At 63.6% G+C, this 23,962-nt stretch carries 21 protein-coding genes; 8 read left to right on the top strand and 13 right to left on the bottom strand.

All coding sequences use genetic code 11. From position 1 onward, the window contains the following. Positions 1-50 precede the first annotated feature (50 nt). The gene (locus tag I5R65_RS00195) at positions 51-941 is read left to right on the top strand and encodes a PhzF family phenazine biosynthesis protein (protein ID WP_180670888.1); all 891 of its coding nucleotides are present in this window, start codon (positions 51-53) and stop codon (positions 939-941) included. 36 nt (positions 942-977) lie between these two features. Here I5R65_RS00195 and I5R65_RS00190 read toward each other — a convergent pair whose 3' ends face one another. Then, positions 978-1,901, bottom strand: a complete 924-nt coding sequence (locus tag I5R65_RS00190) for a LysR family transcriptional regulator (protein WP_180670887.1) — start codon at positions 1,899-1,901, stop codon at positions 978-980. A 131-nt stretch (positions 1,902-2,032) separates the two neighbouring features. Here I5R65_RS00190 and I5R65_RS00185 point away from each other — a divergent pair, with 131 nt between their 5' ends. The 6 genes from I5R65_RS00185 (at position 2,033) to I5R65_RS00160 (ending at position 9,281) form a co-directional block, all read left to right on the top strand. Continuing rightward, a complete protein-coding gene (locus tag I5R65_RS00185) occupies positions 2,033-2,815 on the top strand; it encodes an SDR family NAD(P)-dependent oxidoreductase (protein WP_180670886.1) in 783 nt (260 codons plus the stop codon). A 412-nt stretch (positions 2,816-3,227) separates the two neighbouring features. After that, positions 3,228-4,007, top strand: a complete 780-nt coding sequence (locus I5R65_RS00180) for an ABC transporter substrate-binding protein (protein ID WP_180670885.1) — start codon at positions 3,228-3,230, stop codon at positions 4,005-4,007. Further along, entirely contained in the window at positions 4,004-7,105 is a 3,102-nt protein-coding gene (locus tag I5R65_RS00175; RefSeq protein WP_180670884.1) for an EAL domain-containing protein, read from the top strand. The genes I5R65_RS00180 and I5R65_RS00175 overlap by 4 nt, the downstream gene beginning before the upstream one ends. Before the next feature lie 10 nt (positions 7,106-7,115). After that, complete coding sequence (locus I5R65_RS00170) at positions 7,116-7,823, top strand: glutathione S-transferase N-terminal domain-containing protein (protein WP_180670883.1); 708 nt, start codon at positions 7,116-7,118, stop codon at positions 7,821-7,823. Between the two features lie 144 nt (positions 7,824-7,967). Then, entirely contained in the window at positions 7,968-9,062 is a 1,095-nt protein-coding gene (locus I5R65_RS00165; RefSeq protein ID WP_231395012.1) for a PHB depolymerase family esterase, read from the top strand. 63 nt (positions 9,063-9,125) lie between these two features. After that, positions 9,126-9,281, top strand: a complete 156-nt coding sequence (locus tag I5R65_RS00160) for a hypothetical protein (protein WP_166757930.1) — start codon at positions 9,126-9,128, stop codon at positions 9,279-9,281. A 96-nt stretch (positions 9,282-9,377) separates the two neighbouring features. Here I5R65_RS00160 and I5R65_RS00155 read toward each other — a convergent pair whose 3' ends face one another. The 9 genes from I5R65_RS00155 to I5R65_RS00115 all read right to left on the bottom strand — a co-directional run bounded on the left by I5R65_RS00155 (position 9,378) and on the right by I5R65_RS00115 (position 19,991). Next, positions 9,378-9,809 (bottom strand): YXWGXW repeat-containing protein, encoded by a 432-nt coding sequence (locus tag I5R65_RS00155; RefSeq protein WP_370461016.1) that lies wholly within the window; start codon positions 9,807-9,809, stop codon positions 9,378-9,380. 86 nt (positions 9,810-9,895) lie between these two features. After that, complete coding sequence (gene alaC / locus I5R65_RS00150; RefSeq protein WP_180670881.1) at positions 9,896-11,170, bottom strand: alanine transaminase; 1,275 nt, start codon at positions 11,168-11,170, stop codon at positions 9,896-9,898. A 132-nt stretch (positions 11,171-11,302) separates the two neighbouring features. Next, complete coding sequence (locus tag I5R65_RS00145) at positions 11,303-12,574, bottom strand: phenylacetate--CoA ligase family protein (protein WP_180670880.1); 1,272 nt, start codon at positions 12,572-12,574, stop codon at positions 11,303-11,305. An 11-nt stretch (positions 12,575-12,585) separates the two neighbouring features. Beyond that, positions 12,586-13,449, bottom strand: a complete 864-nt coding sequence (locus I5R65_RS00140) for an ABC transporter ATP-binding protein (RefSeq protein ID WP_180670879.1) — start codon at positions 13,447-13,449, stop codon at positions 12,586-12,588. A gap of 67 nt (positions 13,450-13,516) precedes the next feature. Beyond that, entirely contained in the window at positions 13,517-14,848 is a 1,332-nt protein-coding gene (locus I5R65_RS00135; protein WP_180670878.1) for an ABC transporter substrate-binding protein, read from the bottom strand. 99 nt (positions 14,849-14,947) lie between these two features. Further along, positions 14,948-16,024: a branched-chain amino acid ABC transporter permease gene (locus I5R65_RS00130; protein WP_180670877.1), complete on the bottom strand. Its 1,077-nt coding sequence runs from the start codon at positions 16,022-16,024 to the stop codon at positions 14,948-14,950. Positions 16,025-16,082: 58 nt separating this feature from the next. After that, complete coding sequence (locus I5R65_RS00125) at positions 16,083-16,997, bottom strand: branched-chain amino acid ABC transporter permease (protein WP_006463904.1); 915 nt, start codon at positions 16,995-16,997, stop codon at positions 16,083-16,085. 75 nt (positions 16,998-17,072) lie between these two features. Next, entirely contained in the window at positions 17,073-17,954 is an 882-nt protein-coding gene (locus I5R65_RS00120) for an ABC transporter ATP-binding protein (protein ID WP_077238110.1), read from the bottom strand. Between the two features lie 75 nt (positions 17,955-18,029). Further along, positions 18,030-19,991, bottom strand: a complete 1,962-nt coding sequence (locus I5R65_RS00115; RefSeq protein WP_180670876.1) for a long-chain fatty acid--CoA ligase — start codon at positions 19,989-19,991, stop codon at positions 18,030-18,032. 265 nt (positions 19,992-20,256) lie between these two features. On the opposite strand from I5R65_RS00115, the gene I5R65_RS00110 reads away from it, so the two are divergent. Further along, complete coding sequence (locus I5R65_RS00110; RefSeq protein WP_180670875.1) at positions 20,257-20,934, top strand: Crp/Fnr family transcriptional regulator; 678 nt, start codon at positions 20,257-20,259, stop codon at positions 20,932-20,934. Positions 20,935-21,057: 123 nt separating this feature from the next. On the opposite strand, the gene I5R65_RS00105 is transcribed toward I5R65_RS00110, so the two are convergent. The 3 genes from I5R65_RS00105 to I5R65_RS00095 all read right to left on the bottom strand — a co-directional run bounded on the left by I5R65_RS00105 (position 21,058) and on the right by I5R65_RS00095 (position 23,876). Continuing rightward, positions 21,058-21,531 (bottom strand): response regulator, encoded by a 474-nt coding sequence (locus tag I5R65_RS00105; RefSeq protein WP_180670955.1) that lies wholly within the window; start codon positions 21,529-21,531, stop codon positions 21,058-21,060. Positions 21,532-21,762: 231 nt separating this feature from the next. Beyond that, positions 21,763-22,413 carry a response regulator transcription factor gene (locus tag I5R65_RS00100; protein WP_039875663.1) on the bottom strand — a complete coding sequence of 217 codons (651 nt, stop codon included), beginning with the start codon at positions 22,411-22,413 and terminating at the stop codon, positions 21,763-21,765. Next, positions 22,413-23,876, bottom strand: a complete 1,464-nt coding sequence (locus tag I5R65_RS00095) for an ATP-binding protein (RefSeq protein WP_180670874.1) — start codon at positions 23,874-23,876, stop codon at positions 22,413-22,415. Before I5R65_RS00095 ends, I5R65_RS00100 begins: the two co-directional genes overlap by 1 nt. Positions 23,877-23,962: the final 86 nt, after the last annotated feature.

Below are 23,962 nucleotides of genomic sequence, written 5' to 3'. Positions count from 1 at the left end.
AAGGGGCGTCGCTACAATCGGCGACCTGACCACCCTGCCGCGAGACCTTCATGCCCGCTACCTACGCTTACCGCCTGCTCAACGTCTTCGCCGAATCGACCTTCGGCGGCAATCCCCTGTGCGTGTTCGAAGATGCACGTGGCCTGGATGAGGCCACCATGCTGGCGCTGGCACTGCAGTTCAACCTTTCCGAAACCACTTTCATCCTGCCCTCGACGGTAGCCGATGCCCGCGTGCGCATCTTCACCACCGGCTACGAGATGCCCTTCGCCGGGCATCCCACGCTGGGAACGGCGCAGGTGGTGCGCGCGCTGCTCGGCAAGGGCGATGCCCTGACACTGGAATTCAAGGCCGGCGTGGTACCGGTGACCGCCCAGGGCGATGTCTGGACCTTCACTGCGCCCTGCCCCGGCGGGCCGAAGACGGCGCCCTCGCCCTTGTCGCGGGCCGAGGTGGCCGCCCTGCTGGCGCTGGACGAAAGCGACCTGGCCGGAGATCCGATCTGGGTCGATACCGGGGCCGACCAGTTCCTGATCCCGCTGGTCTCGCCCGAGGCGGTGCGCCGCGCCCAGCCCGACAGCGCGCAGCTGCAGCGCTGGCCGGTCAGCAGCCTGGGACGCAAGACCGCCTATGTCTTTGCCTTCGACGCGACACAGCCTGGCCAGGTGCTGGCGCGCTATTTCTTTACCAAGCAAGGGGGCGGCGTGGCCGAAGATCCGGGCACCGGTTCGGCCTGCGCCAACCTGGGCGGCTGGCTCAGCGCCACCGGCCACGTGCTGCCGGCGCACTTCGCCATCGACCAGGGCGCGGCAGTGGATCGTCCTTCGCGGCTGTACCTGGACGTTGCCGCCGATGGCGCGATCCAGGTCGGTGGCCGGGTCATCGAGATCGGGCGGGGTACGGTCACCATCGATCCGGTCGGCCAGACCATGCTGGCCTGATAGCGCGGGCAAGCCCGCTGCACTCAGCAGCTCGGCTCAGCGGGTCAGGCCACCCTCCTGCGTGAGCGGGAAGATCAGCGCATGCAGCCAGTCCATGAACTCCGCCAGCCGCGCCGGCACATGGCGGCGGCTGGCATACATCAGGTTCACCGGCATCGGCGCGGGCCGGTATTGCGGCAATACCTCGACCAGCTTGCCGCCATCGAGCATCTTGCGCTTCTGCGCCCCCACCAGCGGCAACTGGATCAGGCCCAGCCCGGCCTGGCAGGCGGCATAGTAGGTCTCGGTGTTGTTGACGGTGACGCTGCCGGCCATGGGCTGGGTATGCGTCTGGCGGCCGTCGAACCATTCCCAGCCGGGTGAACGCGCCCCCAGCACCTGGCGGTAATGCACCAGCTGGTGCTGCGCCAGGTCTTCCAGCGTGCGCGGTACGCCGTGGCGCTTGAGATAGGCGGCGCTGGCGCAATTGATCTGCACCAGATGACCGATGCAGCGTGCCACCAGCGAGGAATCGTCCAGGGTACCGGTGCGCAGCACGCAATCGAAACCCTCGGCCACCAGGTCGACCCGGCGGTCACTGGCCGAGAGTTCGATCTCCAGTTGCGGATGCTGCGCCAGGAAGGACGGCAGCGCCGGCAGCACCACCTCGCGTGCCATCGCGCTGGACATGTCCACCCGCAGCTTGCCGGTGAGCGGCTGGCCGCCGGCACGGAACATCCCCCGCAGCGATTCGAACTCATCCAGCAAGTCCTTGCTGCGCTGGTAGAAGGATTCGCCATCGGGCGTCAGTTGCACGCGCCGCGTGGTGCGCTGGAGCAGGCGCGTGCCCAGCATCTGCTCCAGTTGCTGGATGGCCAGCGACACGCTGGCATTGGGCAGGCCCAGCTGGCGCGCCGCGCCGCTGAAGCTGGCCAGTTCGGCCACGCGCTGGAAGATCTTGAGGGTGTCCATCTGGTGCATGTCGCGCCCCGATTATTATCAAATATTGAAAAGTCTAATAGTAAATCAGAAATTTATTAGCAAAAACCTTCTCAATATACTGGGCTCCGTCGTACAGCAATCACCCCGACTTTCCCACCAAGGAACCCGACATGAGCAACATCACCACTTCCACTACCCCGGCGCGCATCGCCGTCATCACCGGCGGCAGCCGTGGTCTGGGCAAGAATGCCGCCCTGCACCTGGCCCGCGAAGGCGTGGGCATCATCCTCACCTACGTCGGCAACCGCGACGCCGCCCAGGCCACGGTGACCGAGATCGAAGCGCTCGGCGCCAAGGCCGTGGCGCTGCAGCTGGACCTGGCCGACAGCACCAGCTTCCCGGCCTTTGCCGCATCGGTGAAGAGCGCACTCCAGCAGCACTGGCAGGTCCAGCACTTCAGCTACCTGGTCAACAACGGCGGCATGGGCATGCATGCCAGCATCGAAGAGACCACCGAGGCGGTCTTCGACGAACTCTTCAAGGTCCACCTCAAGGGCGTGTTCTTCCTGACCCAGGCGCTGTTGCCGCTGCTGGCGCAGGGCGGTCGCATCATCAATATCTCCAGCGGCCTGGCGCGCTTCTCCCTGCCCGGCTATGCCGCCTATGCCGCCATGAAGGGTGGCGTGGAAGTGATGACCCGCTACATGGCCAAGGAATTCGGTGCGCGTGGCATCGCCGTCAACACCGTCGCGCCGGGCGCCATCGAGACCGACTTCGGCGGCGGACGGGTGCGTGACAACGCCGAACTCAATGCCTTCGTGGCCGGCCAGACCGCGCTGGGACGCGTCGGCCTGCCGGACGACATCGGTGCTGCCATCGCCTCGCTGCTGCGCCCGGACAACGGCTGGATCAATGCCCAGCGGGTGGAAGTTTCCGGCGGCATGTTCATCTGACATCAGTGGCGACGCCGGCCCGGCGTCGCGCCGGTTTTCCCGGGCCTGCCCCCTTCCCAAGAGCCAATTGCAAAGCCTGTCGTACTGTGTTGCGCATTGTGTTGCGCATTGGAATGTGCTCGGGTAACATCCCCCGTCATCTGGTGAGCCACCAGCCCTGCAGCGCCATGGCGTTTTGACTGCAGGCGCCGGTGATCATGCCACGGCCCGTCTGGGCCTGGAAACATAACAAGCAGATGGATAGCGTCGCCCCAGCGCGACGATTCAGGGAAGGACGACCAACAGGCAAAGGCGACGATCCGCCAGGTCCCTGCTGACGCGTCCTCGTGGTGGAGTACAAACAGGGGGCGGTATTTTCAGTCACATCTTTGGCAAACGCGCAGTAGCGGCCTGTGCAGGCGCGACAGCGCTCATGACGGCACTCCTCACCCCCGGTACCGCCAGCCTCGCCGCCAGCCCCACCGGACCGGATTGTTCGCGACCCTACACCCTGGCCCTGCATGACCACGGCCTGCTCTACTCGGCCGCCACCGATACCGGCATCGACAAGGACTTCGCCGACGAACTGATCCGCCGCAGCGGTTGCAAGGTCAACGTCAGCCTGATGTCACGCGCACGCATCTGGCAACTGATCGAATCGGGCGCGCTGGACTTCAGCCTCTCGGGTATCACCAACCAGGAGCGCGACCGGTACGCCGCCTTCGCCTGGTACTTCAGCAACAAGTATTACCTGCTGGTGCGCAAGGATGCCGGCATCACGCAACTGGCCGACGTGGCCCGCAGCGAACGCTTCCAGCTGGGCGTGATCCGCGGCTTTCGCTACAGCACCAATGCCAACCGCATGGTCGACAAGCTGAGCGCGGCCAATCGCGTCTCCCTTGCCGGTGGCCTGGAACCCCTCTACGAGGCGCTACTGCAGAACCGCATCCAGGGCATGATCATGGAGCCCTTCGACTATCCGGTCGTGGAAGAAAAACGCATTCGGGACGCCACCTCCGTCATCAGCTTCGAGGATCCTTCGATCCCGCATGGACTGATCATGTCGAAGAAGGCGCTGGCGCCGTCCGAGCAGGATAAATGGCGCGCCCTGGTCGATGGCATGCTGGCCGACGGCACCGTGCTGGGCATCTTCCGCAAATACTTCAACCCGGAACTGGCGGCGGCCATGGTCCAATTCCAGAACAAGCCGTGAACTGGCTGCGCCTGATCCCGCTCCCTCTGCTGATCCTGATGACGGGATTGGGCGTGACCTGGACCGCCTGGGACCACGAGCGCGAAGCCGCCAGCAAGGAACTGCATACCCAGTTCTCCTCCGTGCTGCGCGAGACCGTCAGCCGCATCGAACAGCGCATGGCCTCCTACGAACAGATGCTGCACGGCGTGCAGGGCCTGGTGGGAGCCACCGGCAGCATCGACCGCAACCAGTTCCGCGATTACGTGGAGGCCCTGAACCTGGACGCCAACTTCTCCGGCATCCAGGTCATCTCGATCGAGGAATGGGTGCCGGCTGCCAGTGTGGATGCGCATCTGGCACGCATGGCGCGCCAGGGCCTGACCGACTACAGGATTCGCCCGCCCGGCCCCCGCGAGGCCTATGCCCCCACCGTGCTGCGCGAGCCCTACGTGGGCCGCAATCGTTTCCCCTTCGGCAATGACCAGTGGTCCGATCCGGTGCGGCGCACGGCCATGGAAAAGGCACGCGACTCCGGCATGGCGACCATCTCCGGCAAGCTGGAACTGGCCCAGGAAGGACCGGCCATGCCGGCCTTCATGATGTACCTGCCACTGTATGAGCGCGGCAAACCGCAAGGCACCATCGAACAACGTCGCGCCAGCCTGATCGGCTGGGTGCATGCGGTCTTCCGCATGAGCGACGTGATCGCCAGCCTCTACGGCGAAAACACCCGCACCATCGGCTTTTCACTGTACGACGGCGTGACCCAGGAGCCCGCAGCGCTGATGTACCGCTCCACGGTCGCCGGCCAAGCGCTGCCGGCCCGCCTGAAGGCCGACGAATACCTGGTCGTGGGCAATCACAACTGGACGCTGTCGATGAACACCACCGACGCCTTCACCGCCCAGTTCGGACGCAATGCCGAACAGTTGATCGCCGCCACCGGCATCGGCATGAGCATCACCCTGGCGCTGCTGGCCTGGCTCATGATGTCCAGCCGCGTGCGTGCGGTACGACTGGCGCAGAAGATGACGGTCGAGCTGCGTACCAGCGAAGAGCAGTTCCGTGCCATCGCCGATTGCACCGTCAACTGGGAAGTCTGGTGGGGTCTGGATGGTCGTCCGCGCTGGATCAACCATGCCGTACACGACTACACCGGCTACAGCGTCGAAGAATGCCTGGCCATGCCAGACTTCATCGGCTGCATCGTGCACCCCGATGACGAGCGGCGCATCCGCGCCGAACTGGCGCGCTGCATGGACGGCCAGAAGCGTGAAGACGTCGAGTTCCGCTGCGTGCGCAAGGATGGCACGGTGTTCTGGCTGGCCCTGTCGTCGGCCCCGATTGCCGATGTGCAGGGCAACTTCACGGGCTTTCGTACCAGCAGCCGCGACATCACCGATCGCAAGCAGATCGAAGCCGAGCTGCGTATCTCGGCGGTGGCCTTCGATTCACGCGAAGGCATGCTCATCACCGACGCCAACAGCAAGATCCTGCGCGTGAACAAGGCCTTCACCGAAATCACCGGCTACACCGCCGAGGAAATCGTGGGCAAGCATCCCAACCTGTTGCGCTCGGATCGCCACGGCCCGGCCTTCTTCCAGGAAATGCGCGAGAGCATCCGGCGCTTCGGCAAATGGCAGGGCGAAATCTGGGATCGCCGCAAGAATGGCGAGGTCTACCCCGAATGGCTGACCATCTCGGCGGTCAAGAACCGGGACAACCAGATCACCCATTACGTCAGCACTCACCACGACATCAGCGACCGCAAGCTGGCCGAGGAGCGTATCCGCGAGCTGGCCTTCTTCGATGCCCTGACCCGCCTGCCCAACCGGACCCTGCTGCTGGATCGCCTCAAGCAGGCCATCGCCCTGTCGCTGCGCACCCGTACCTGCGGTGCGCTGCTGTTCATCGACCTGGATCACTTCAAGACCTTGAACGATACCGTCGGTCATGAAAAGGGCGACACCCTGCTCAAGCAGGTGGCCCAGCGTCTGGTGGCCAACGTGCGCGAAAACGATACCGTGGCCCGGGTCGGCGGCGATGAATTCGTGGTGGTGCTGGAAGGCCTCAACGAGCTGCAGCAGGAAGCCGCCACCCAGACCCGCGCCATCGGCGAGAAGATCCTGGCGGCACTGGGCTCGACCTTCCAGCTCGACGACGTCGAATACCGCGCCACCGCCAGCATCGGCGCCACGGTCTTCCTGGGGCGCGCCGCCTCGGTGGACGAACTGATGAAACAGGCTGACCTGGCCATGTACAAGGCCAAGGAAACCGGCCGCAATGCCCTGCGCTTCTTCGACCCGGCAATGCAGACCGCCGTGCTGGAGCGCGCTACCCTGGAGGCCGGCCTGCGCAAGGCCATCGACAGCGACCAGTTGCTGCTGCACTACCAGCCGCAGGTGGTCGAAGGCGGCCGCGTGACCGGTGCCGAAGTGCTGGTGCGCTGGCAGCATCCGCAGCGGGGCATGGTGCCGCCGGGCGACTTCATCCCGCTGGCCGAAGAGACCGGACTGATCCTCTCGCTGGGCAACTGGGTGCTGGAGACCGCCTGCAAGCAACTGGCCACCTGGGCCAAGCGGCCGGCCATGGCCGAGCTCTGCATCGCCGTCAACGTCAGCGCGCCGCAATTGCGCGAACCCGATTTCGTGCAGACGGTACTGGACACCATCGAACGCACCGGCGCCAACCCGCGCCGCCTGAAACTGGAACTGACCGAAAGCCTGCTGGTGGACAACGTCGAAGACATCATCCAGAAGATGTTCGCCCTCAAGGCCTACGGCGTGGAGTTTTCGCTGGACGATTTCGGTACCGGTTACTCCTCGCTGTCCTACCTCAAGCGGCTGCCGCTGAATCAGCTTAAAATCGACCAGTCTTTCGTACGCGACGTCCTGATCGATCCCAACGACGCCTCGATTGCCAAGACCATCGTCAACCTGGCCCAGAGCCTGGGTCTGGGTGTCATCGCCGAAGGCGTGGAAACCGACGCCCAGCGCTCCTTCCTGGCCGATGCCGGCTGCCATGCCTATCAGGGCTATTTCTTCTGCCGGCCGGTGACGGTCGAGGCTTTCGAGAAGTTCGCCCAGGACCGCGAGCCGCATATTTCCGCTGCCTAGGAGCCCCCTCATGAGCACTGCCTTATCGTCCTTCCCCATCGACCAGAAATGGCCGGCGCAACATCCCGAACGCATCCAGCTGTATTCGCTGCCCACGCCCAATGGCGTGAAGGTCTCGATCATGCTGGAAGAAACCGGCCTGCCCTACGAAGCCCATCTGGTGAGTTTCGAGACCAATGATCAGATGTCGCCGGCCTTCCTGTCGCTGAACCCGAACAACAAGATTCCGGCCATCATCGATCCCGACGGCCCGGGCGGCAAGCCGCTGCCACTGTTCGAATCCGGCGCCATCCTGCTGTACCTGGCCGAGAAGAGCGGCAAGTTCCTGCCGCAGGATGCGGCCGCACGCTACCAGGTGATCCAGTGGGTGATGTTCCAGATGGGCGGGGTCGGCCCGATGTTCGGCCAGTTGGGCTTCTTCCATCGCTTCGCCGGCAAGGAATATGAGGACAAGCGGCCACGCGACCGCTACGTCAACGAATCCAGGCGCCTGCTGGGCGTCATGGACAAGCAGCTGGCACAGCATCAATGGCTGGCCGGCGACGAATACTCCATCGCCGACATCGCCACCTTCCCCTGGATTCGCAACCTGATCGGTTTCTACGAAGCGGCCGAGCTGGTCGGTTTCAAGGATTTCCCGAACGTGGCGCGCGCGCTGGAAGCCTTCGTGGCGCGTCCGGCCGTGGTGCGAGGCCTGAACATCCCGGCCCGCGGCTGAGTCTGGCGGGCAGGTCCGGCCACCGGCGCGGGGTGTAAATCACTTTGCCTCGGTACGACAGGGGCATTACCATCATGGAAATGTCCACTATCGGCGACTGTCGTTGACCAGCCCTATTGGCCAACCCTGCCCGCCCATGCTTCCATGACGCGTCACCTCCCGAAACATCACCGTCCCTCACGCACACTGCACCGTGCCGTGCTGGCGGCCGTGTGCGGCCTGTCCCTGCTGACGGCCCTGCCCGGCCAGGCAGTTGACCTCTCCCTCAAGACCCTGCGCGTGGGCAATCTCGCCCGCGCCTACTTTTCCGAACGCAATGTGGTCGGCGAAGCGCAACCCTTGATCATCGCCCTGCACGCCAGCGGCTCCAGCGGCTCGCTGATGGCGCGTGCCACCGGCCTGACCGAGATTGCCGAAGCCGCCGGTTACATGGTCGTCTATCCCAACGGTACCGGCCTGGCCATCGATGCCCGCACCTGGAATTCCGGCGGTTGCTGCGGCTACGCGCAGATGCACAAGGTCGATGACGTGGCCTTCCTGCGCGCCCTGGTCGCCAAACTGGTGGCCGATGGCCTGGTCGATCGCCAGCGCGTCTACCTGGTGGGCGTGTCCAATGGTGGCATGATGGCCTATCGCATGGCCGCCGAAGCCCCCGAACTGTTCAAGGCGGTGGCAGTAGTCAGCGCGGTACTGGATGTGCCGCCGGAGACGGTCAAGGCGCCCATGCCTTTGCTGCACATCCACGGCAGCGACGACCCCTTCATCCCCTTCCTGGGCGGCATGGGCAAACAGGAAGTCTCGCAGGTGCCGCGCCTGTCGGTGGCACGCAGCATCGAAGCCTTCATCAAGGCCGACGGCGCCAATCCGCGCCCGGCGGTCAACGACATCCCCGACACCGCCGGCGACGGCACCACCATCCGCCAGTACACCTATGCCAGCAAGACCGATCCACAGGCGGTGGTGCTGTACGAGGTCAAGGGTGGCGGGCATGCCTGGCCGGGTGGCGTGGTGCCCATCATCAATGGTGGCAAGTCGTCGCAGAACCTGGATACCTCACGCACCGTGATCGGTTTCTTCAATGCTCACGGTGGAGGGCGCGCAAGCGAAGCGGAGGACGACCAGCTACCACCGGGGGCGACGCCGCTCAAGCCGGCTGCCAATGCTGCGCCCAATGTCCCCAACGCCGCATCCAAGGCACCGGCGGCGACGTCCCCGGCGGGTGGTGCAGCAGCACGCTGACGTCACCACGACGGCCAAATCGCACTATCATAGCGGCAGCGTTCAACCCACATCGCCATGACAATGAAAAGACTCCTGACCAGCATCCTGATCGCCATCGTCCTGTACTTCCTGCTGCCCTTCGTCGGCAAGCTCATCCCCCACTATCGGCTGGCCGTGATCTGCATCACGGCCGGTATTGTTTCCTTCGCCATCTCGGCCTTGATGGACAAGACCTGAGGTCGTTGCCCGCGCCATAAAAAATCGGCCGCGACGCTTTCACGTCGCGGCCGATTTTTCTTGGCTTGACCGGTCTCAGCCGTTCCTGCGGCTGGATCAGCACTCACCCTTGCGCGCATGCCCCGGCGGACAGCCCGGTCCGTGGCCCGGTCCGTCACCGGGACCACGATCGTCATGGCGGTCATGGCGGTCATGATCACGTGGCCCCCGACCCGGCGGCGGGCCGCCGCGCCAGCCGCCGCGCTGCAGCTCCCAGCCACGCGGACCTTGATGCCAGACCGGCGCGGCGTAGACGTAGCCGGGCCGCTCACGCATCCAATGGCCCTCGCGCCAGACATGGCGATGCCCGTCCCAGTCCCAGAAACCCGGTGCCCACACATAGCCATGACGCGGTGGTGGCAAGGGCTCGGCACGGGGCGGCGGCGGCGCGCCGATATTGATGTTGACCGACACCTGGGCCTGCGCCACCGGCAGGACGGCAGCGGAGGCTGCAAGCGCGAACAGAGTGGCGAATATTGTTTTTTTAATCATATTAATCATCAAAAAACTGAAGGTTCAGCTAAGACCTCAGCAAGGCGGCGCAGTTCCGGCGTCGCCTCGACTGTAACCTTGCCTCACGCCCCCTTGGCGTTCTTGAACATGGTCTTGATGCCGCGAATGGCCTGACGGATACGGGATTCGTTCTCGATCAGGGCGAAGCGCACATACTCATCACCATATTCGCCGAAGCCGATACCGGGCGAGACGCAGACCTTGGCCTGTTCCAGCAGGATGCGCGAGAACTCCAGCGAGCCGAACTGGCGATAGGGCTCCGGAATGCGCGCCCAGATGTACATCGAGGCCTTGGGTACATCGACCATCCAGCCGGCCTCGTGCAGGCCCTTGACCAGCACGTTGCGGCGCTTTTCGTAGTTGGCGCGGATTTCCTCCACGCAAGCCTGGTCGCCCTCCAGTGCCGCAATGGCCGCCACCTGCACCGGCGTGAAGCTGCCATAGTCGTGATAGCTCTTGATGCGCGCCAGGGCCGCCACCAGACGGGCATTGCCGACCATGAAGCCGATCCGCCAGCCGGCCATGTTGTAGCTCTTGGAGAGCGTGAAGAACTCCACCGCGACCTCGCGCGCGCCCGGCACCTGCATGATGGAGGGCGCTTTCCAGCCGTCGAAGGTGATGTCGGCGTAGGCCAGGTCATGCACCACCAGGATCTGGTGTTCCCGCGCCAGCTTGACCACCCGTTCGAAGAATTCCAGCTCCACGCACTGCGCGGTCGGGTTGGAGGGGAAGCCCAGGATCATCATCTTCGGCTTGGGATAGCTCTCGCGCACGGCGCGTTCCAGCTCATCGAAGAAGTCCACGTCCGGGCTCATGCGTACCGAGCGGATGTTGGCGCCGGCGATGACTGCGCCGTAGATGTGGATGGGGTAGCTGGGATTGGGCACCAATACCGTATCGCCCTTGTCCAGGGTGGCCAGCATCAGGTGCGCCAGACCTTCCTTGGAGCCGATGGTGACGATGGCCTCCCTATCGGGATCGAAGTCCACCTCGTAGCGGCTGCGGTACCAGTGCGCGATGGCGCGGCGCAGGCGCGGGATGCCCTTGGAGGACGAATAGCCATGGGTATCGGGACGCTGCGCCACCTCCACCAGCTTCTCGACGATGTGCGGTGGTGTCGGGCCGTCGGGATTGCCCATGGACATGTCGATGATGTCTTCGCCACGCCGGCGCGCCGCCATCTTCAGTTCGGCGGTGATGTTGAAGACGTAGGGCGGCAGGCGCTCGATGCGCGGGAAGCTGACCGGAAAGGCGTCGGCGGGTGCTACGGGGGAGGAAGAGGAAGAAGAAACGTCAGGCGTGCGCGAGGGATCGCGCGAATCGGCGGATTGCGTCATGGAAGACTTTCACGTAAGCGCCCGGAACCGTCCGAGCGACGTTGGAACACATGTTCCGCCGACGATTCTATGCGCGATCCTTCACCTTCACAAGCCGTGACCTAAACAATTTAACGCATCCCGTCCTTCGCGCTACTCATACTTGCGCGCATCCTCGATCACCTTGCCATCGTTGGGCAGGCTGCCCGGCGCCACCAGCAGAACCTCGCCGCGCAGCTTGGTCACATCACGCAGGCTGCCGGCCAGCGCCGTGACATCCACCGCCGGGTCGGCCGGATCACCCACTTCGCAATGCAGGGTCATGACGTCATTGGCCATCTCGCCCGAGACCACCAGCCGGGCGCGCAGCACGTCTCCATGCCGGCGCAACACATCGGCCACCTGCGAGGGATGGACGAACATGCCGCGGACCTTGGTGGTCTGGTCGGCGCGGCCCATCCAGCCCTTGATGCGGGTATTGGTGCGCCCGCAGGGAGAAACGCCCCGCACCACCGCCGACAGATCGCCGGTACCGAAACGGATCATCGGATAGTCCGGATTGAAGGAGGTCACCACCACCTCCCCCACCTCCCCCTCGGCCACCGGATCGCCGGTGCCGGGCCGCACGATCTCCAGGATCAGCGCTTCGTCCAGCACCATGCCGGGGTGCACGGCGCCGTCGCTCATGGTCTCGTAGGCGATATTGCCGATGTCGGCCGAGGCATACAGCTGCAGCACCTGCGGCACGCCGTGTTCATGGAACCAGTGGCGCAGCGACGGCGGCAGTGCTTCGGCGCTGACCAGGGCACGCTGCACGCTGGAGATGTCGGCGCCCATTTCCTGCGCCTTCTCGATGATGATCTTGAGGAAGGACGGCGTACCGACATAGGCATCCGGCTTCAGGGCCGTCATCGCATTGACCTGCAGTTCGGTCTGGCCGATGCCGGCCGGGATGACCGCGCAACCCAGGCGGGCCGCCGCGCCTTCCACCATGAAGGCAGCCGGCGTGAAATGGTAGGCAAAGCAGTTCTGCAGGATGTGGCCGGCCTGCAGGCCGAGTGCCTTCATCGGGCTGGCAAAGCGCCACCAGTCGGCAGCATGGCCTTCGGGATCGTAGATCGGGCCGGGCGAGACGAACAGCCGCCGCAATTGACGCGCGGGCGTGGTGTTGAGCCCGCCGAAGGGGCTCTCGCGGGTCTGCAGCTCCTTCAGGTCCGACTTGCGCGTGACCGGCAATTGCGCCAGGTCGGCCCGCGAACGGATGGTCGACGCGTCGATGCCCGCCAGGATGCGCGCCCAGCCCGGCGCGCTCTGCGCACGTGCCAGCAATGACGGCAAGGCCTGCATCAGTTGCGCTTCGCGCCGGGCCGGATCGCGTCGTTCCAGCGCATCCAGCTGCTGCATGAATTCGATGGGATCGGACATAGGCCCTCCCCTTACGCCAGCCAGCGCTTGCGGCGGCGGTAGAACTTCATGTCGCGGAAGTTCTTGCGCCCGGCGCCGGACACGCCCAGGTAGAACTCCTTGACGTCCTCGTTATCGGCCAGCTCGCCGGCCGCGCCCTCCATGACCACCCGGCCGTTTTCCAGGATGTAGCCGAAGTCGGCATAGCGCAGGGCCACCATGGTGTTCTGCTCGGCCAGCAGGAAGGAGACCTTTTCCTTGCTGTTCAGGTCCTTGACGATCTCGAAGATCTCTTCCACGATCTGCGGCGCCAGGCCCATGGAGGGCTCGTCCAGCAGGATCATCGAAGGCTTGGCCATCATGGCGCGGCCAATGGCTGTCATCTGCTGTTCGCCACCGGAGGTATAGCCGGACTGCGACTTGCGCCGCACCTTCAGGCGCGGGAAATAATCGTAGATCTTTTCCAGCTCGTGCTTCACCTCGGCATGACTGATGCCACGGGTGTAGGCCCCGGTGAGCAGGTTCTCTTCCACGGTGAGGTGACCGAAGCAATGGCGCCCTTCCATCACCTGGATCACGCCGCGCTTGACCAGGTCATTGGGCGTCATGCGGTCCACCCGCTCCCCACGGAACTCGATGCTGCCCTTGGTGACGTCGCCGCGCTCGGCATGCAGCAGGTTGGAGATGGCCTTGAGGGTGGTGCTCTTGCCGGCGCCATTGGCACCCAGCAGCGCCACGATCTTGCCTTCCGGCACGTCCAGCGAGACGCCCTTCAAGACCAGGATCACGTGGTCATAGATCACTTCGATATTGTTGATGGCCAATGCCTTGGCCACCGCCGGGGCGGCTGCGCTGTGGGCGGTGCTGGCACTGGTCGGAATCGGTGTGGCATTCATGGTCTGTCGCATTTCCAAAAAAGCGCCGGCGGCGGTGGGAGACGAGCAAGGCCGCCGGCGCAAGCGCCTACTTCATGCAGGCAGGAGTGATGCCTTTTTCTTTTGCATATTTCGCAGCGGACGCCTTGAACAGCGGGTGGATCAGGTTCTTGTTACCCTCGATCCAGTCCGACACCAGCACCCACTTGCTGCCGTCCCACTGCTGGATCTTCACCTTGCCCGACCCTTCGTGGTTTTCGCAGGAGGTCTTGATCTCCGGCAGCAGCCCGGTGGCGCCCAGGGCCTTCAGGCGGGCATCGGTGATGTTGAGGTTTTCAAAGCCCCAGCGCACCTGCTCGCCGCTCATGACCTTGCCTTTACCGTATTTGTCCTGGGCGGTGCGCACCGCTTCCACGGTGGCAATCGCGGCCGACACGCCACGGTTGTAGAGGATGGAACCGAGCTTGTTCTTGTCCTGCATGTTGCCCTTGCCTGCGCCATAGACCACCTTGTCGATATCGGCGATCACCGGGACATCCTTGCCGGCCACGTTCCAGGTCGCCGACAGATAGCCCTTGGCAGCTTCACCTGCCGGAATGGTGTCTTCTTCCGAACCGGCCCACCAGGAACCGACGATCTTGTCACGCGGATAGCCGACCTTCTGCGCCGCCTTCAGCGCGGTCTGGTTCATCACGCCCCAGCCCCAGAAGATGACGTAGTCCGGATTTTCCTGGCGGATGCGCAGCCACTGCGCGCCCTGTTCGTTGCCGGGGTGGGCCACCGGGATTTCCACCAGCTTGAACTTGCCGATGGAGGACTCGGCCTGCAGCGCCACGATGGGCTCCTTGCCATAGGCCGAATCGTGGTACAGGAAGACGATCTTCTTGCCGGCCAGCGAGCCATTGTTCTTGCCGGCCAGGTACTTGACGATGGCCGAGACCTGCATCTGGTAGGTCGTCACCAGCGGGAAGGCATACGGAAACACCGAGCCGTCCACCGCATCGGTACGGCCATAGCCGATCATCACCAGCGGCACCTTGTCTTCGGCGGTCTTGTCGATGAGGGCGTAGGAGATGCCGGTGGCCATGGGATTGATGGCCGTGCCGTGGGTCACCGTGTTCTTGTTCTTCATGCGCTCATAGCACTCCACGCCCTTGGCGTTGTTGTACTCGGTCTCGCACTCTTCCCAGGACAGCTTGACGCCGTTGACGCCGCCTTCCTTGAGGTTGACGTAGTTCAGGTAATCGACATAGCCGCCGTAGTAGGACTGGCCATTGGTCCCGTAGGGGCCGACGCGGTAGCTGGGGATGGCAATGAACTGGTCATTGGTCTGGGCCAGCGCCGGGGCCGCCGCCGACAGCAGGCTGGCGGCACAGGCGGTCGCCAGCACCAGTTGCCTGAGATGCTTCATGGTCTTCATGGTCTCGTCTCCTTTATGTTGTCGTTGCCGACTTTTATCGGGCGCCGGTGATCCGGTCCCCGCCTACCTTGATGCAGTGTTGCGTCACTCGGCTAACCCTCAGTGCGGGAACGGCCACAGGCGCAGTTTCTCCTTGGCGATCTGCCACAGCCGCGCCAGCCCATGCGGCTCGGCGATGAGGAAGAAGATGATCAGCGCGCCGAACACCATCATCTGGATGTGCGACACGGTGGCATTGGTGAACGGCAGGTGCAGCAGCGCGGCCAGCGGCGGCAGTGCGTTGTCGAGGAAGATCGGCAGCAGCAGGATGAAGGCCGAGCCGAGGAAGGAGCCCAGGATGCTACCCACGCCGCCGATGATGATCATGAACAGGATGCGGAAGGACAGGTCCAGCGAGAAGCCGTCCGGCTCCACCGAACCCAGGTAGCAGAAGGCATACAGCGCCCCGGCCACGCCGCAGTAGAAGGAGCTGACGGCAAAGGCGGTCAGCTTGGTGCGCATCAAGGGGATGCCGATCACCTCGGCGGCCACATCCATGTCGCGCACCGCCATCCAGGCACGTCCGGTGGAGGAGCGCACCAGGTTCTTGGCCACCAGCGCCAGCACGCTCACCACGGCCAGCACGAACAGATACTTGCGCACCGGGGAGTCGATGGCGATGCCGAAGAAGTCGATCTTGGGCGTGCTGATCACGCCCGAGGAACTGTTGTTGGAGAACCAGGGGAACTTGGTCAGCGCCCACACCACGAAGAACTGCGCCGCCAGCGTGGCCACGGCCAGGTAGAAGCCCTTGATGCGCAACGAAGGCAACCCGAAGAGCACGCCCACCAGCGCTGCGCAGCCCCCCGAAAGCAACAGCGTGGCGACGATGGGGATACCCTCCACCCGCAACTGAAAGTTGTAGGCCGCATAGGCCCCCACCGCCATGAAGGCCGCCGACCCCAGCGAGAGCTGGCCGGCATAGCCGGTCAGTACATTGAGGCCCAGTGCGGCCAGCGCAAAGACCAGGAACGGCACCAGGATGGCCGAGAACCAGTATTCGCTGCCCAACAGCGGCACGGCCACGAAGGCGAACACCATGAACAGCGTGAAGATGATGCGATCCTGACGGATCGGAAAGATCTGGCTGTCGGCGATGTAGCTTGTCTTGAATTGTCCTGCTTCACGGTACAGCATGGTCGTTCTCCTTGTCCTGTGCTCACTGCAGTCTGCTCAGATGCCGCTCACATGTCGCTCACACGCGATCGATGTGCCGCTCGCCGAACAGGCCTTCCGGCCGGACCAGCAGGAACAGCAGCGCGAACACATACGGGAACCAGCCTTCGATGCCGCCAAAGTTGCCGCCGAAGGCATCCTGCATCACCGGCGGGATATAGATTTCGGCCAGCTTTTCGGAGGCGCCGATGATGAGCCCGCCCACGATCGCCCCGGGAATCGAGGTGAAGCCACCCAGGATCAGTACCGGCAAGGCCTTCAGCGCCGTCATGGTCAGCGCGAACTGCACGCCGTTGCGCGAACCCCAGAGCAGGCCGGCGATCAGCGCCACGAAACCGGCCACGCCCCATACCACCGCCCAGATATGCTGCAGCGGGATGCCCAGCGACAGCGCGGCCTGATGGTCATCAGCCACGGCCCGCAACGCCCGGCCCACCTTGGTCTTCTGGAAGAACAGCGCCAGCGCCGCCACCAGCGCCACCACCATGCCGGAGGCAAAGAGGTCGAACTTGGAGAGGCCGATGCCGACACTGTCCATCACCGACTGGATCGGTTCGTCGACGATCCCCAGATCGATGGGACGCACTTCGCTGCCGAACAGCAAGGGCCCCAGGCCTTCGAGGAAGAAGGTCAGGCCGATGGTGGCCATGAAGAGCGTGATCGGCGGCTGGTTGACCAGCTTGCGCAGCACGAAGCGTTCGGTGGCCAGCCCCACCAGGATCATCACCACGAAGGCGCCGATGATGGCCGCCCACATCGGCATGCCCTTTTCCATCAGGCCCACCACTGCCAGCGCGGCGAAATAGACCATCGCCCCCTGCGCGAAATTGAACACGCCCGAGGCCTTGTAGATCAGCACGAAGCCCAGGGCCACCAGTGAATACATCAACCCGGAGAGCAGTCCGCTCAGGGTGACTTCGAGGAAGAATTGCATGTCGTCTCCTTGCTACCGCCTTCGATATTGTTTTTATTATTTATATTATTTATTGACTGCACGCCGATCCCGGACTCAGTGCGAGGTCCCCAGATAGGCCTTGATCACTTCCGGATTACTCATCACCTCGTCGGGCGTGCCGTCGCCGATCTTCTTGCCGTAGTCCAGCACCACCACGCGGTCGGAGATATCCATGACCACGCCCATGTCGTGTTCGATGAGCACGATGGTGGTGCCGAACTGGTCGTTCACATCCAGCACGAAGCGGCACATGTCCTGCTTTTCTTCCACGTTCATGCCGGCCATGGGTTCGTCCAGCAACAGCATGTGCGGTTCGGCCGCCAGCGCCCGCGCCAGCTCCACACGCTTTTGCAGGCCGTAGGGCAGGCGTCCCACCGGGGTCTTGCGGATGTGCTGGATTTCCAGGAAATCGATCACCTCCTCCACCTTGCGGCGATGCTCGATTTCCTCGTTGCGGGCCGCGCCCCACCACAGGGCGTTGGAGAACAGGCCCGAGCGCATCTTGGTATTGCGCCCGGTCATGATGTTGTCCAGCACCGTCATGCCCTTGAAGAGCGCGATGTTCTGGAAGGTGCGGGCAATGCCCTGGCGCGCGATGGCGCTGGGATGCATGCCCAGGCGCGGCTGGCCGCGATAGAGGATCTGACCCTTCTGCGGATGATAGACGCCGTTGATGACGTTGATCATCGAGCTCTTGCCGGCGCCGTTGGGGCCGATGATGGCGCGGATTTCATGCTCGCGCACATCGAAGGAAATGTCGGTCAGCGCCTTCACGCCACCGAAGGACAGCGAGATGTTCTGCAGGTCCAGGATGACCTCGCCGATGCGGCGCCCGTTGGCGGCCACGGCCGCTGCTTCTTCATCGGGGCTGGTCACGGGGGGCAGGCCCGAGGGCAGGATTTCGGAAGACAGGTGTCGTTTCATGGTGGTATTCATTCAGCGGTGGTCTGGTCGGGCTGCGCTGCTGGCCGGGCGCGCTTGCAAGGCGCCCGGGACGGTATTGCGTGCTGCTCAGGCGGCGCTTTGCAGCGTCTTGAAGGTCTTGGCCTCGGCGATCTTCAGGTCGGCCGCGATCATGCCCTGGCGGCCATCCTCGAACTTGACCTGGGTCTCGATGTATTGCGACGGGCGACCGTCGTAGAGCGCCTCGATCAGCACCGCGTACTTCTCTGCGATGAAGCCGCGCCGGACCTTGCGGGTGCGAGTCAGCTCTTCGTCGTCGGGATCCAGTTCCTTGTGCAGGATCAGGAAGCGATGGACCTGGGAATCGGCCAGCAGCGGGTCCGCCACCAGATCGGCATTGACCTTTTCCACGCATTCGCGCACCAGTTCGTACACCGCCGGATTGGCGGCCAGGTCGGTGTAGCCGCTGTAAGGCAGGTTGCGCCGTTCGGCCCAGTTGCCCACGGCATCCATGTCGATGTTGATGAAGGCCATGCACTGCTCGCGACCGTTGCCGAAGGTCACCGCCTCCTTGACGAAGGGGAAGAACTTCAGCTTGTTCTCGATGTACTTGGGCGCGAACATGCTGCCGCAGGCCATCTTGCCGACATCCTTGGCGCGGTCGATGATCTTGAGGTGGCCGTCGCTGTCGAAGAAGCCAGCGTCGCCGGTGTGGAAGTAGCCGTTGGCATCGATGGCCTCGGCGGTAGCCTCGGGACGCTTGAAGTATTCCTTCATCAGGCCGGGCGAACGCACCAGCACCTCACCGTTGTCATCGATGCGCACTTCCACGCCCTTCATGGGGCGGCCCACGCTATCGAGCTTGACGTCGCCGGAGGGCTGCATGCACACGGTCACGCAGGTCTCGGTCATGCCGTAGAGCTGCTTCAGGTTGATGCCCATGGAACGATAGAAGTCGAACAGGTCGGGGCCGATGGCCTCGCCGCCGGTATAGGCCACGCGCAGGCGGGACATGCCCAGCACATTCTTCAATGGCCCATAGACCAGCAGGTCGCCCAGCACATATTGCAGCCTGTCCATCAGCGACACGCCCGGCTTGCCATCCAGGATGCGCATGCCGACCCGGCGCGCCACCCGCATGAAGCCATGGAACATCTTGCGCTTGAGCCAGCCGGCATCCTCGATGCGGATCATGACCTGGGTCAGGATGTTTTCGTACACGCGCGGCGGGGCGAAGTAATAGGTCGGGCCGATCTCGCGCAGGTCGGTCATGACGGTATTGGGCGACTCCGGGCAGTTCAGGCAGAAACCGGCGACGTGCTGCTGCGCGAAGGAATACAGGAAGTCGCCCACCCAGGCCAGCGGCAGATAGCACAGGATGTCGTCGTCCTGGTCCAGGTGATCGAACTCCACCAGCGTGGTGGCGGTGGTGATCATGGCCCGGTGCGAATGGCACACGCCCTTGGGCTTGCCGGTGGTGCCGGAGGTATAGAGGATGATGGCGACGTCGTCCGGCGAACCTGCCGCGACTTCCTTTTCGAAGAAGTCGGGGTGGGCGTGTTCGTAGGCGCGACCCAGTTCCTGCACACGGGCAAAGGACAGCAGCTCGGGCTGGTGGTAGTTGCGCATGCCGCGCTCGTCGTCATAGATGACGTGGGCGATGCGGGGCAGGTTTTCCTTGATCTCGAAGACCTTGTCGACCTGCTCCTGGTCTTCGGCCATGACGAAGTCGACGTTGGCGTCGGCCAGCACATAGGCCATGTCGGCGGCCGGGGCGTCCTGGTACAGCGGTACCGGCATGCCACCCAGCGCCTGCGCGGCGCTCATGGCCCAGTACAGGCGTGGGCAGTTGTTGCCGATGATGGCCAGGCTCATGCCACGCTTGAAGCCCAACGCCGCCAGGCCGCAGGCAAAGCTGCGCACCTCGTCGGCCACCTGGCGCCAGCTCGTGCTCTGCCAGATGCCCAGGTCCTTCTCGCGGAAGGCAGCCCGTTCGGGGCGTTGGCGGGCATGCGCCAGCAACAGTCGCGGAAAGGTCGCGACTTCCTTGTCTTGTCTCGTCTCCACCATCTTCCCACCTTCTTGTGCAGGTTCGAAGATTCGCTCGTTCACTTTTCCGTGTATCGAGGCGAACCCGGTGTCGGATCAGTCTGTGCTGCCAGGCTTACGCTGCTCTTACTGCAGCAGTCATTGTGTCGGGCATGCCAGCTGTCCTGTCTCTATGCTTGGCCCAGATTAGTCCAGGCCTTTTTTGCGATGATAGTAGAGTGAGAGGTTGCCACTGGATGTCATCTCACCGACAATTGACAAACTTTCGATATTGCGACGCATCATCATGGAGACATCAATTCGACGCATGCTGTCCAAGAGCATCTGGGCGCAGGCGCTGACCGAAGAGCAACTGGCCCGGGTGGAATCCGAAGTGGTCAGCCGCAAGATTCCCGCCGGCGGCTATGTCTGCCGCAAGGGTGATCCGGTCGCGCACTGGATCGGCGTGCATGAAGGCCTGCTGAAGATGAGCAGCGTCTCGCCCGAGGGCAAGACCGTTTCCTTTGCCGGCATGGCCAATGGTGGCTGGCTGGGCGAAGGTTCGTTGCTCAAGGACGAGCCGCGCAAGTACGACGTGGTGGCACTGCGCGAGAGTGAATTGCTGTACATGCCCAAGGCCACCTACATCTGGCTGCTGGACAACAGCATTCCCTTCAACCGCTTCCTGGTGACGCAGTTGAACGAGCGCCTGGCGCTGTTCATCTCGCTGGTGGAATACGACCGCATGCTGGAGCCGGACGCCCGCGTCGCGCGCTGCCTGGCCGCCCTGTTCAATCCCTACCTGAACCCCGGCATCGGCCGCAACCTGCAGATTTCGCAGGAAGAAGTCGGCAATCTCTCCGGCACCTCGCGCCAGCGCGCCAACCAGGCCTTGCAGGTGCTGGAAAAGGCCGGCCTGCTGAAGGTGGATTACGGCAGCATCACCATCAACGACCTGGATGGCCTGCGGCAATTTCCGGGGTGAAAGGCCGAGCCGAGCCGAGCCGGGCGGCCCACCGCCCCACGACCCCACAGCCAGTCATGAAAAAAGCGCGGTCACAACCGCGCTTTTTCGTTGGGAGACCAGCCTGGCGACCGGTGGCTCCGCTCAGGAGGCTGCCGCCGGGGATGCCGAGGCATCTTCACCGTTGCGTGCCGGGCGGTTGCGATTGCGCCAGTAGATGCCGGTGTCGACCACGGTGCCCATGAATTCCTTGGGGTCGGTGGACTTGACGACGTAACCATTGGCGCCCAGTTCATAGCTCTGGTTGATGTCGCGCTGGTCGTCCGAGGAAGAGAACATCACCACCGGGATATGCGAGGTGGCGGCATTGGACTTGATGATCTTCAGGAAATCATGGCCGCTCATCAGCGGCAGGTTCAGATCGAGCAGGATCAGGTAGGGGTGCAGATCCTTGCGATGCGCGTATTGCCCCTGGAAAAAGAATTCCTCGGCCAGTTCGGCATCGGCAAACCAGGTCAGTTTGTCGGCCAGCTTGCGGCTGCCCAGCGCCAGGCGCGTCAATTCGGCCACTTCCGGGCTGTCGTCGACGAGGATGATGTCATATTGCTCGATATCCATGGATGGATCGCTTTCTTCAGTAGATTTCATGCTGGAACTATTCTTGTCGGCATGACCACCTCGGGCCACCCCTGAAAAGACCTCGGGACGACGGGGACTGCCCTCTGCCCTAGCTTCCAGCATCGGCGATTCGCTGGAACACCAGTACCGACGCCGATCCCGGTACTGTCAGGCGATTATTGCACAGCCGAATTCAAAAAAAATCAGATTTTTCCTTAACCCGGGCGACCGTCATTTGTCCGGCGTGGCAATCCCGGTACGGATGGCATACCGCACCAGACCCGGCACATCGCGGATATCCAGCCTATCCATCAACTGCGCCCGATGGGTCTCGATGGTCTTGGCGCTGACATTGAGCTGGTAGGCGATTTCCTTGGTGTTGTTGCCCTCGGCGATCAATTGCAGGATTTCGCGCTGACGCGGGGTCAGGACCTCCACCGGCGTACCGTTCTGGGCCACCCGCTTCATGTAGTTGTCCAGGGCCTCGCGCGAGATGTGCGAGTCGAGGTACTGGCGGCCGTGCTTGACCTCGTAGAGCGCCTTCTCCAGCTCGGTGGCGGCAGAATCCTTGAACAGGTAGCCGTTGGCACCGGCATTCAAGGCCTGCATCACGTATTCTTCGCTGCCGTACATGGACAGCATCAAAAAGCGGATGGTCGGGTATTCGCCGCGCAGGCGACGCAGCGCTTCCAGGCCGTTCATGCCCTTCATGGCGATGTCCAGCAGCACCAGGTCGGGTTTGAGCTGCGGGATCATCTCGATGACCTCGGCGCCATCGGACGCCTCGCCCACCACTTCCACACCGGGCATGGCGGTCAGCAATGCCTTGATGCCACTGCGCACCAGCGCGTGGTCGTCGGCCAGCATGATTCGTGTAAGCATTACAACCTCCTGACGATAGGGGCGACCGGCAGGTGCATGACGATTTCCGTCCCTGCGCCGGGCGCCGAAGTGATATCCATGGAACCGCCTACCAGCACGGCCCGCTCTTCCATGTTGAGCAGGCCGAAACTGGTGCCGGAAATGGCGTTGCTGCGGGCACGCTCGATGTCGAAACCGCGACCGTCATCGCGGATGCTGAGATAGACCTGGTCCTGCTGGCGATCGATCTTGACCCAGATGTTCTGGCACCTGGCGTGACGCAGGATATTGGTGACCGCTTCCTGCACGATGCGAAAGGCAGTGTTTTCGATGTCGTGGTGCAACTCGTCGTCGTGGCCACTGCTTTCGAACCAGCCGTTGACGTTGGCCAGCTTGGACTTCTGCTCCACGTAGGAACGCAGGGCGGCGATCAGGCCCAGGTTGTCCAGCTGCGGCGGGCGCAGGTCCAACGACAGGCTGCGCACCTGGGCCAGCACGGCGGTGACGATGTCGATGCCGTTCTGCAGCGAGGGGCCTTCCAGGGTACCGGTCTTCTTGATGGTTTCCAGGTTGATCTTGAGCGCCGTCAGCGATTGTCCCACGTCATCATGCAGGCCGCGCGCCAGATGCTGGCGCTCGCGCTCCTGTACTTCGATCACCCGCGACGACAGCAGTTGCTGGCGCTGGATCGCCAACTCCAGCTCGCGCCGCGACTGCTCGCGCTCGGTGACGTCGATGGCCAGCCCGGCCACCATGTCGCCCTTGCCCTCGCCGCTGATGTGAAAGCGCACCACGTCGAGGATGCGGGCATTGTGGTTGTGGTCGAAGATGGTTTCCTGCGTGTGCAGTTCGACCTTTTCATCGAGCACCTTGCGGTCGTACTCCTGCGAGGCCTGGGCCGCGCCGGTGCTCATCAGCTCGGCGTCGCTCATACCATCCATGTCATGCGGAGTCATGCCGAAGAAGGCCGACTGCGCCGGGTTGACGTAGCTGTAGCGCAGCTGCGAATCCTTGATCCAGGTCGGCATCGGCGCGGCATTCATGAAGGCGTTGAAGCGCGCCTGCATCTCGCGCAGGGCCTGGGCGCTGGCGCGCTGCTTGCGCCGCGCCTGGGCGTCGCGCAGTTCGCGGTCAACCGCGTGCGGCAGACGGGCGATGGCGCTTTTGAGGAAGTAATCCTGGGCGCCGGCCTTCATCACCTCCACCGCGGTCTGCTCGCCGATGACGCCGGAGACGATGATGAACGGCGTCTGGTCGTTGTCGGCCTTGACCAGTTTCAGGGCTTCCACGCCGCTGAACATGGGCATGGAGTAATCCGAGATGACGATGTCCCAGCGCTGCTCGTGCAGTGCCGCCAGCAGGGCCTGTTCGTCGTCGACCCGCTGCCAGGTCGGTTCGAAGCCGCCGCGCTTGAGTTCGCGCACCATCAGCACGGCATCTTCTTCCATGTCTTCGACGAACAGCACGCGTAGGGGAATGCTCATGGGGCAGGTCTCTCTCGGTCAGACTCTTTGTTCAGAATGCGGCTGGCATATCGGTCCATGCGATGCTCCTCTCTTGCCCGGCCTCG

Origin of the sequence: Herbaspirillum sp. AP02 (assembly GCF_015767275.1) — a bacterium.
Classification (GTDB): Bacteria; Pseudomonadota; Gammaproteobacteria; order Burkholderiales; family Burkholderiaceae_D; genus Herbaspirillum.
This window is presented reverse-complemented; position numbering and strand designations above follow the sequence as displayed.

What these genes read in the sequence shown, in the direction of transcription:
- I5R65_RS00190 (WP_180670887.1), bottom strand. Translation starts at nt 1,901, where the DNA reads ATGCACCAGATGGACACCCTCAAGATCTTCCAGCGCGTGGCCGAACTG.
- I5R65_RS00110 (WP_180670875.1), top strand. Translation starts at nt 20,257, where the DNA reads ATGGAGACATCAATTCGACGCATGCTGTCCAAGAGCATCTGGGCGCAG.
- I5R65_RS00115 (WP_180670876.1), bottom strand. Translation starts at nt 19,991, where the DNA reads ATGGTGGAGACGAGACAAGACAAGGAAGTCGCGACCTTTCCGCGACTG.
- I5R65_RS00195 (WP_180670888.1), top strand. Translation starts at nt 51, where the DNA reads ATGCCCGCTACCTACGCTTACCGCCTGCTCAACGTCTTCGCCGAATCG.
- I5R65_RS00165 (WP_231395012.1), top strand. Translation starts at nt 7,968, where the DNA reads ATGACGCGTCACCTCCCGAAACATCACCGTCCCTCACGCACACTGCAC.
- I5R65_RS00100 (WP_039875663.1), bottom strand. Translation starts at nt 22,413, where the DNA reads ATGCTTACACGAATCATGCTGGCCGACGACCACGCGCTGGTGCGCAGT.
- I5R65_RS00185 (WP_180670886.1), top strand. Translation starts at nt 2,033, where the DNA reads ATGAGCAACATCACCACTTCCACTACCCCGGCGCGCATCGCCGTCATC.
- I5R65_RS00095 (WP_180670874.1), bottom strand. Translation starts at nt 23,876, where the DNA reads ATGAGCATTCCCCTACGCGTGCTGTTCGTCGAAGACATGGAAGAAGAT.
- I5R65_RS00105 (WP_180670955.1), bottom strand. Translation starts at nt 21,531, where the DNA reads ATGGATATCGAGCAATATGACATCATCCTCGTCGACGACAGCCCGGAA.
- I5R65_RS00130 (WP_180670877.1), bottom strand. Translation starts at nt 16,024, where the DNA reads ATGCTGTACCGTGAAGCAGGACAATTCAAGACAAGCTACATCGCCGAC.
- I5R65_RS00170 (WP_180670883.1), top strand. Translation starts at nt 7,116, where the DNA reads ATGAGCACTGCCTTATCGTCCTTCCCCATCGACCAGAAATGGCCGGCG.
- I5R65_RS00120 (WP_077238110.1), bottom strand. Translation starts at nt 17,954, where the DNA reads ATGAATACCACCATGAAACGACACCTGTCTTCCGAAATCCTGCCCTCG.
- I5R65_RS00135 (WP_180670878.1), bottom strand. Translation starts at nt 14,848, where the DNA reads ATGAAGACCATGAAGCATCTCAGGCAACTGGTGCTGGCGACCGCCTGT.
- I5R65_RS00180 (WP_180670885.1), top strand. Translation starts at nt 3,228, where the DNA reads ATGACGGCACTCCTCACCCCCGGTACCGCCAGCCTCGCCGCCAGCCCC.
- alaC (WP_180670881.1), bottom strand. Translation starts at nt 11,170, where the DNA reads ATGACGCAATCCGCCGATTCGCGCGATCCCTCGCGCACGCCTGACGTT.
- I5R65_RS00140 (WP_180670879.1), bottom strand. Translation starts at nt 13,449, where the DNA reads ATGAATGCCACACCGATTCCGACCAGTGCCAGCACCGCCCACAGCGCA.
- I5R65_RS00160 (WP_166757930.1), top strand. Translation starts at nt 9,126, where the DNA reads ATGAAAAGACTCCTGACCAGCATCCTGATCGCCATCGTCCTGTACTTC.
- I5R65_RS00145 (WP_180670880.1), bottom strand. Translation starts at nt 12,574, where the DNA reads ATGTCCGATCCCATCGAATTCATGCAGCAGCTGGATGCGCTGGAACGA.
- I5R65_RS00125 (WP_006463904.1), bottom strand. Translation starts at nt 16,997, where the DNA reads ATGCAATTCTTCCTCGAAGTCACCCTGAGCGGACTGCTCTCCGGGTTG.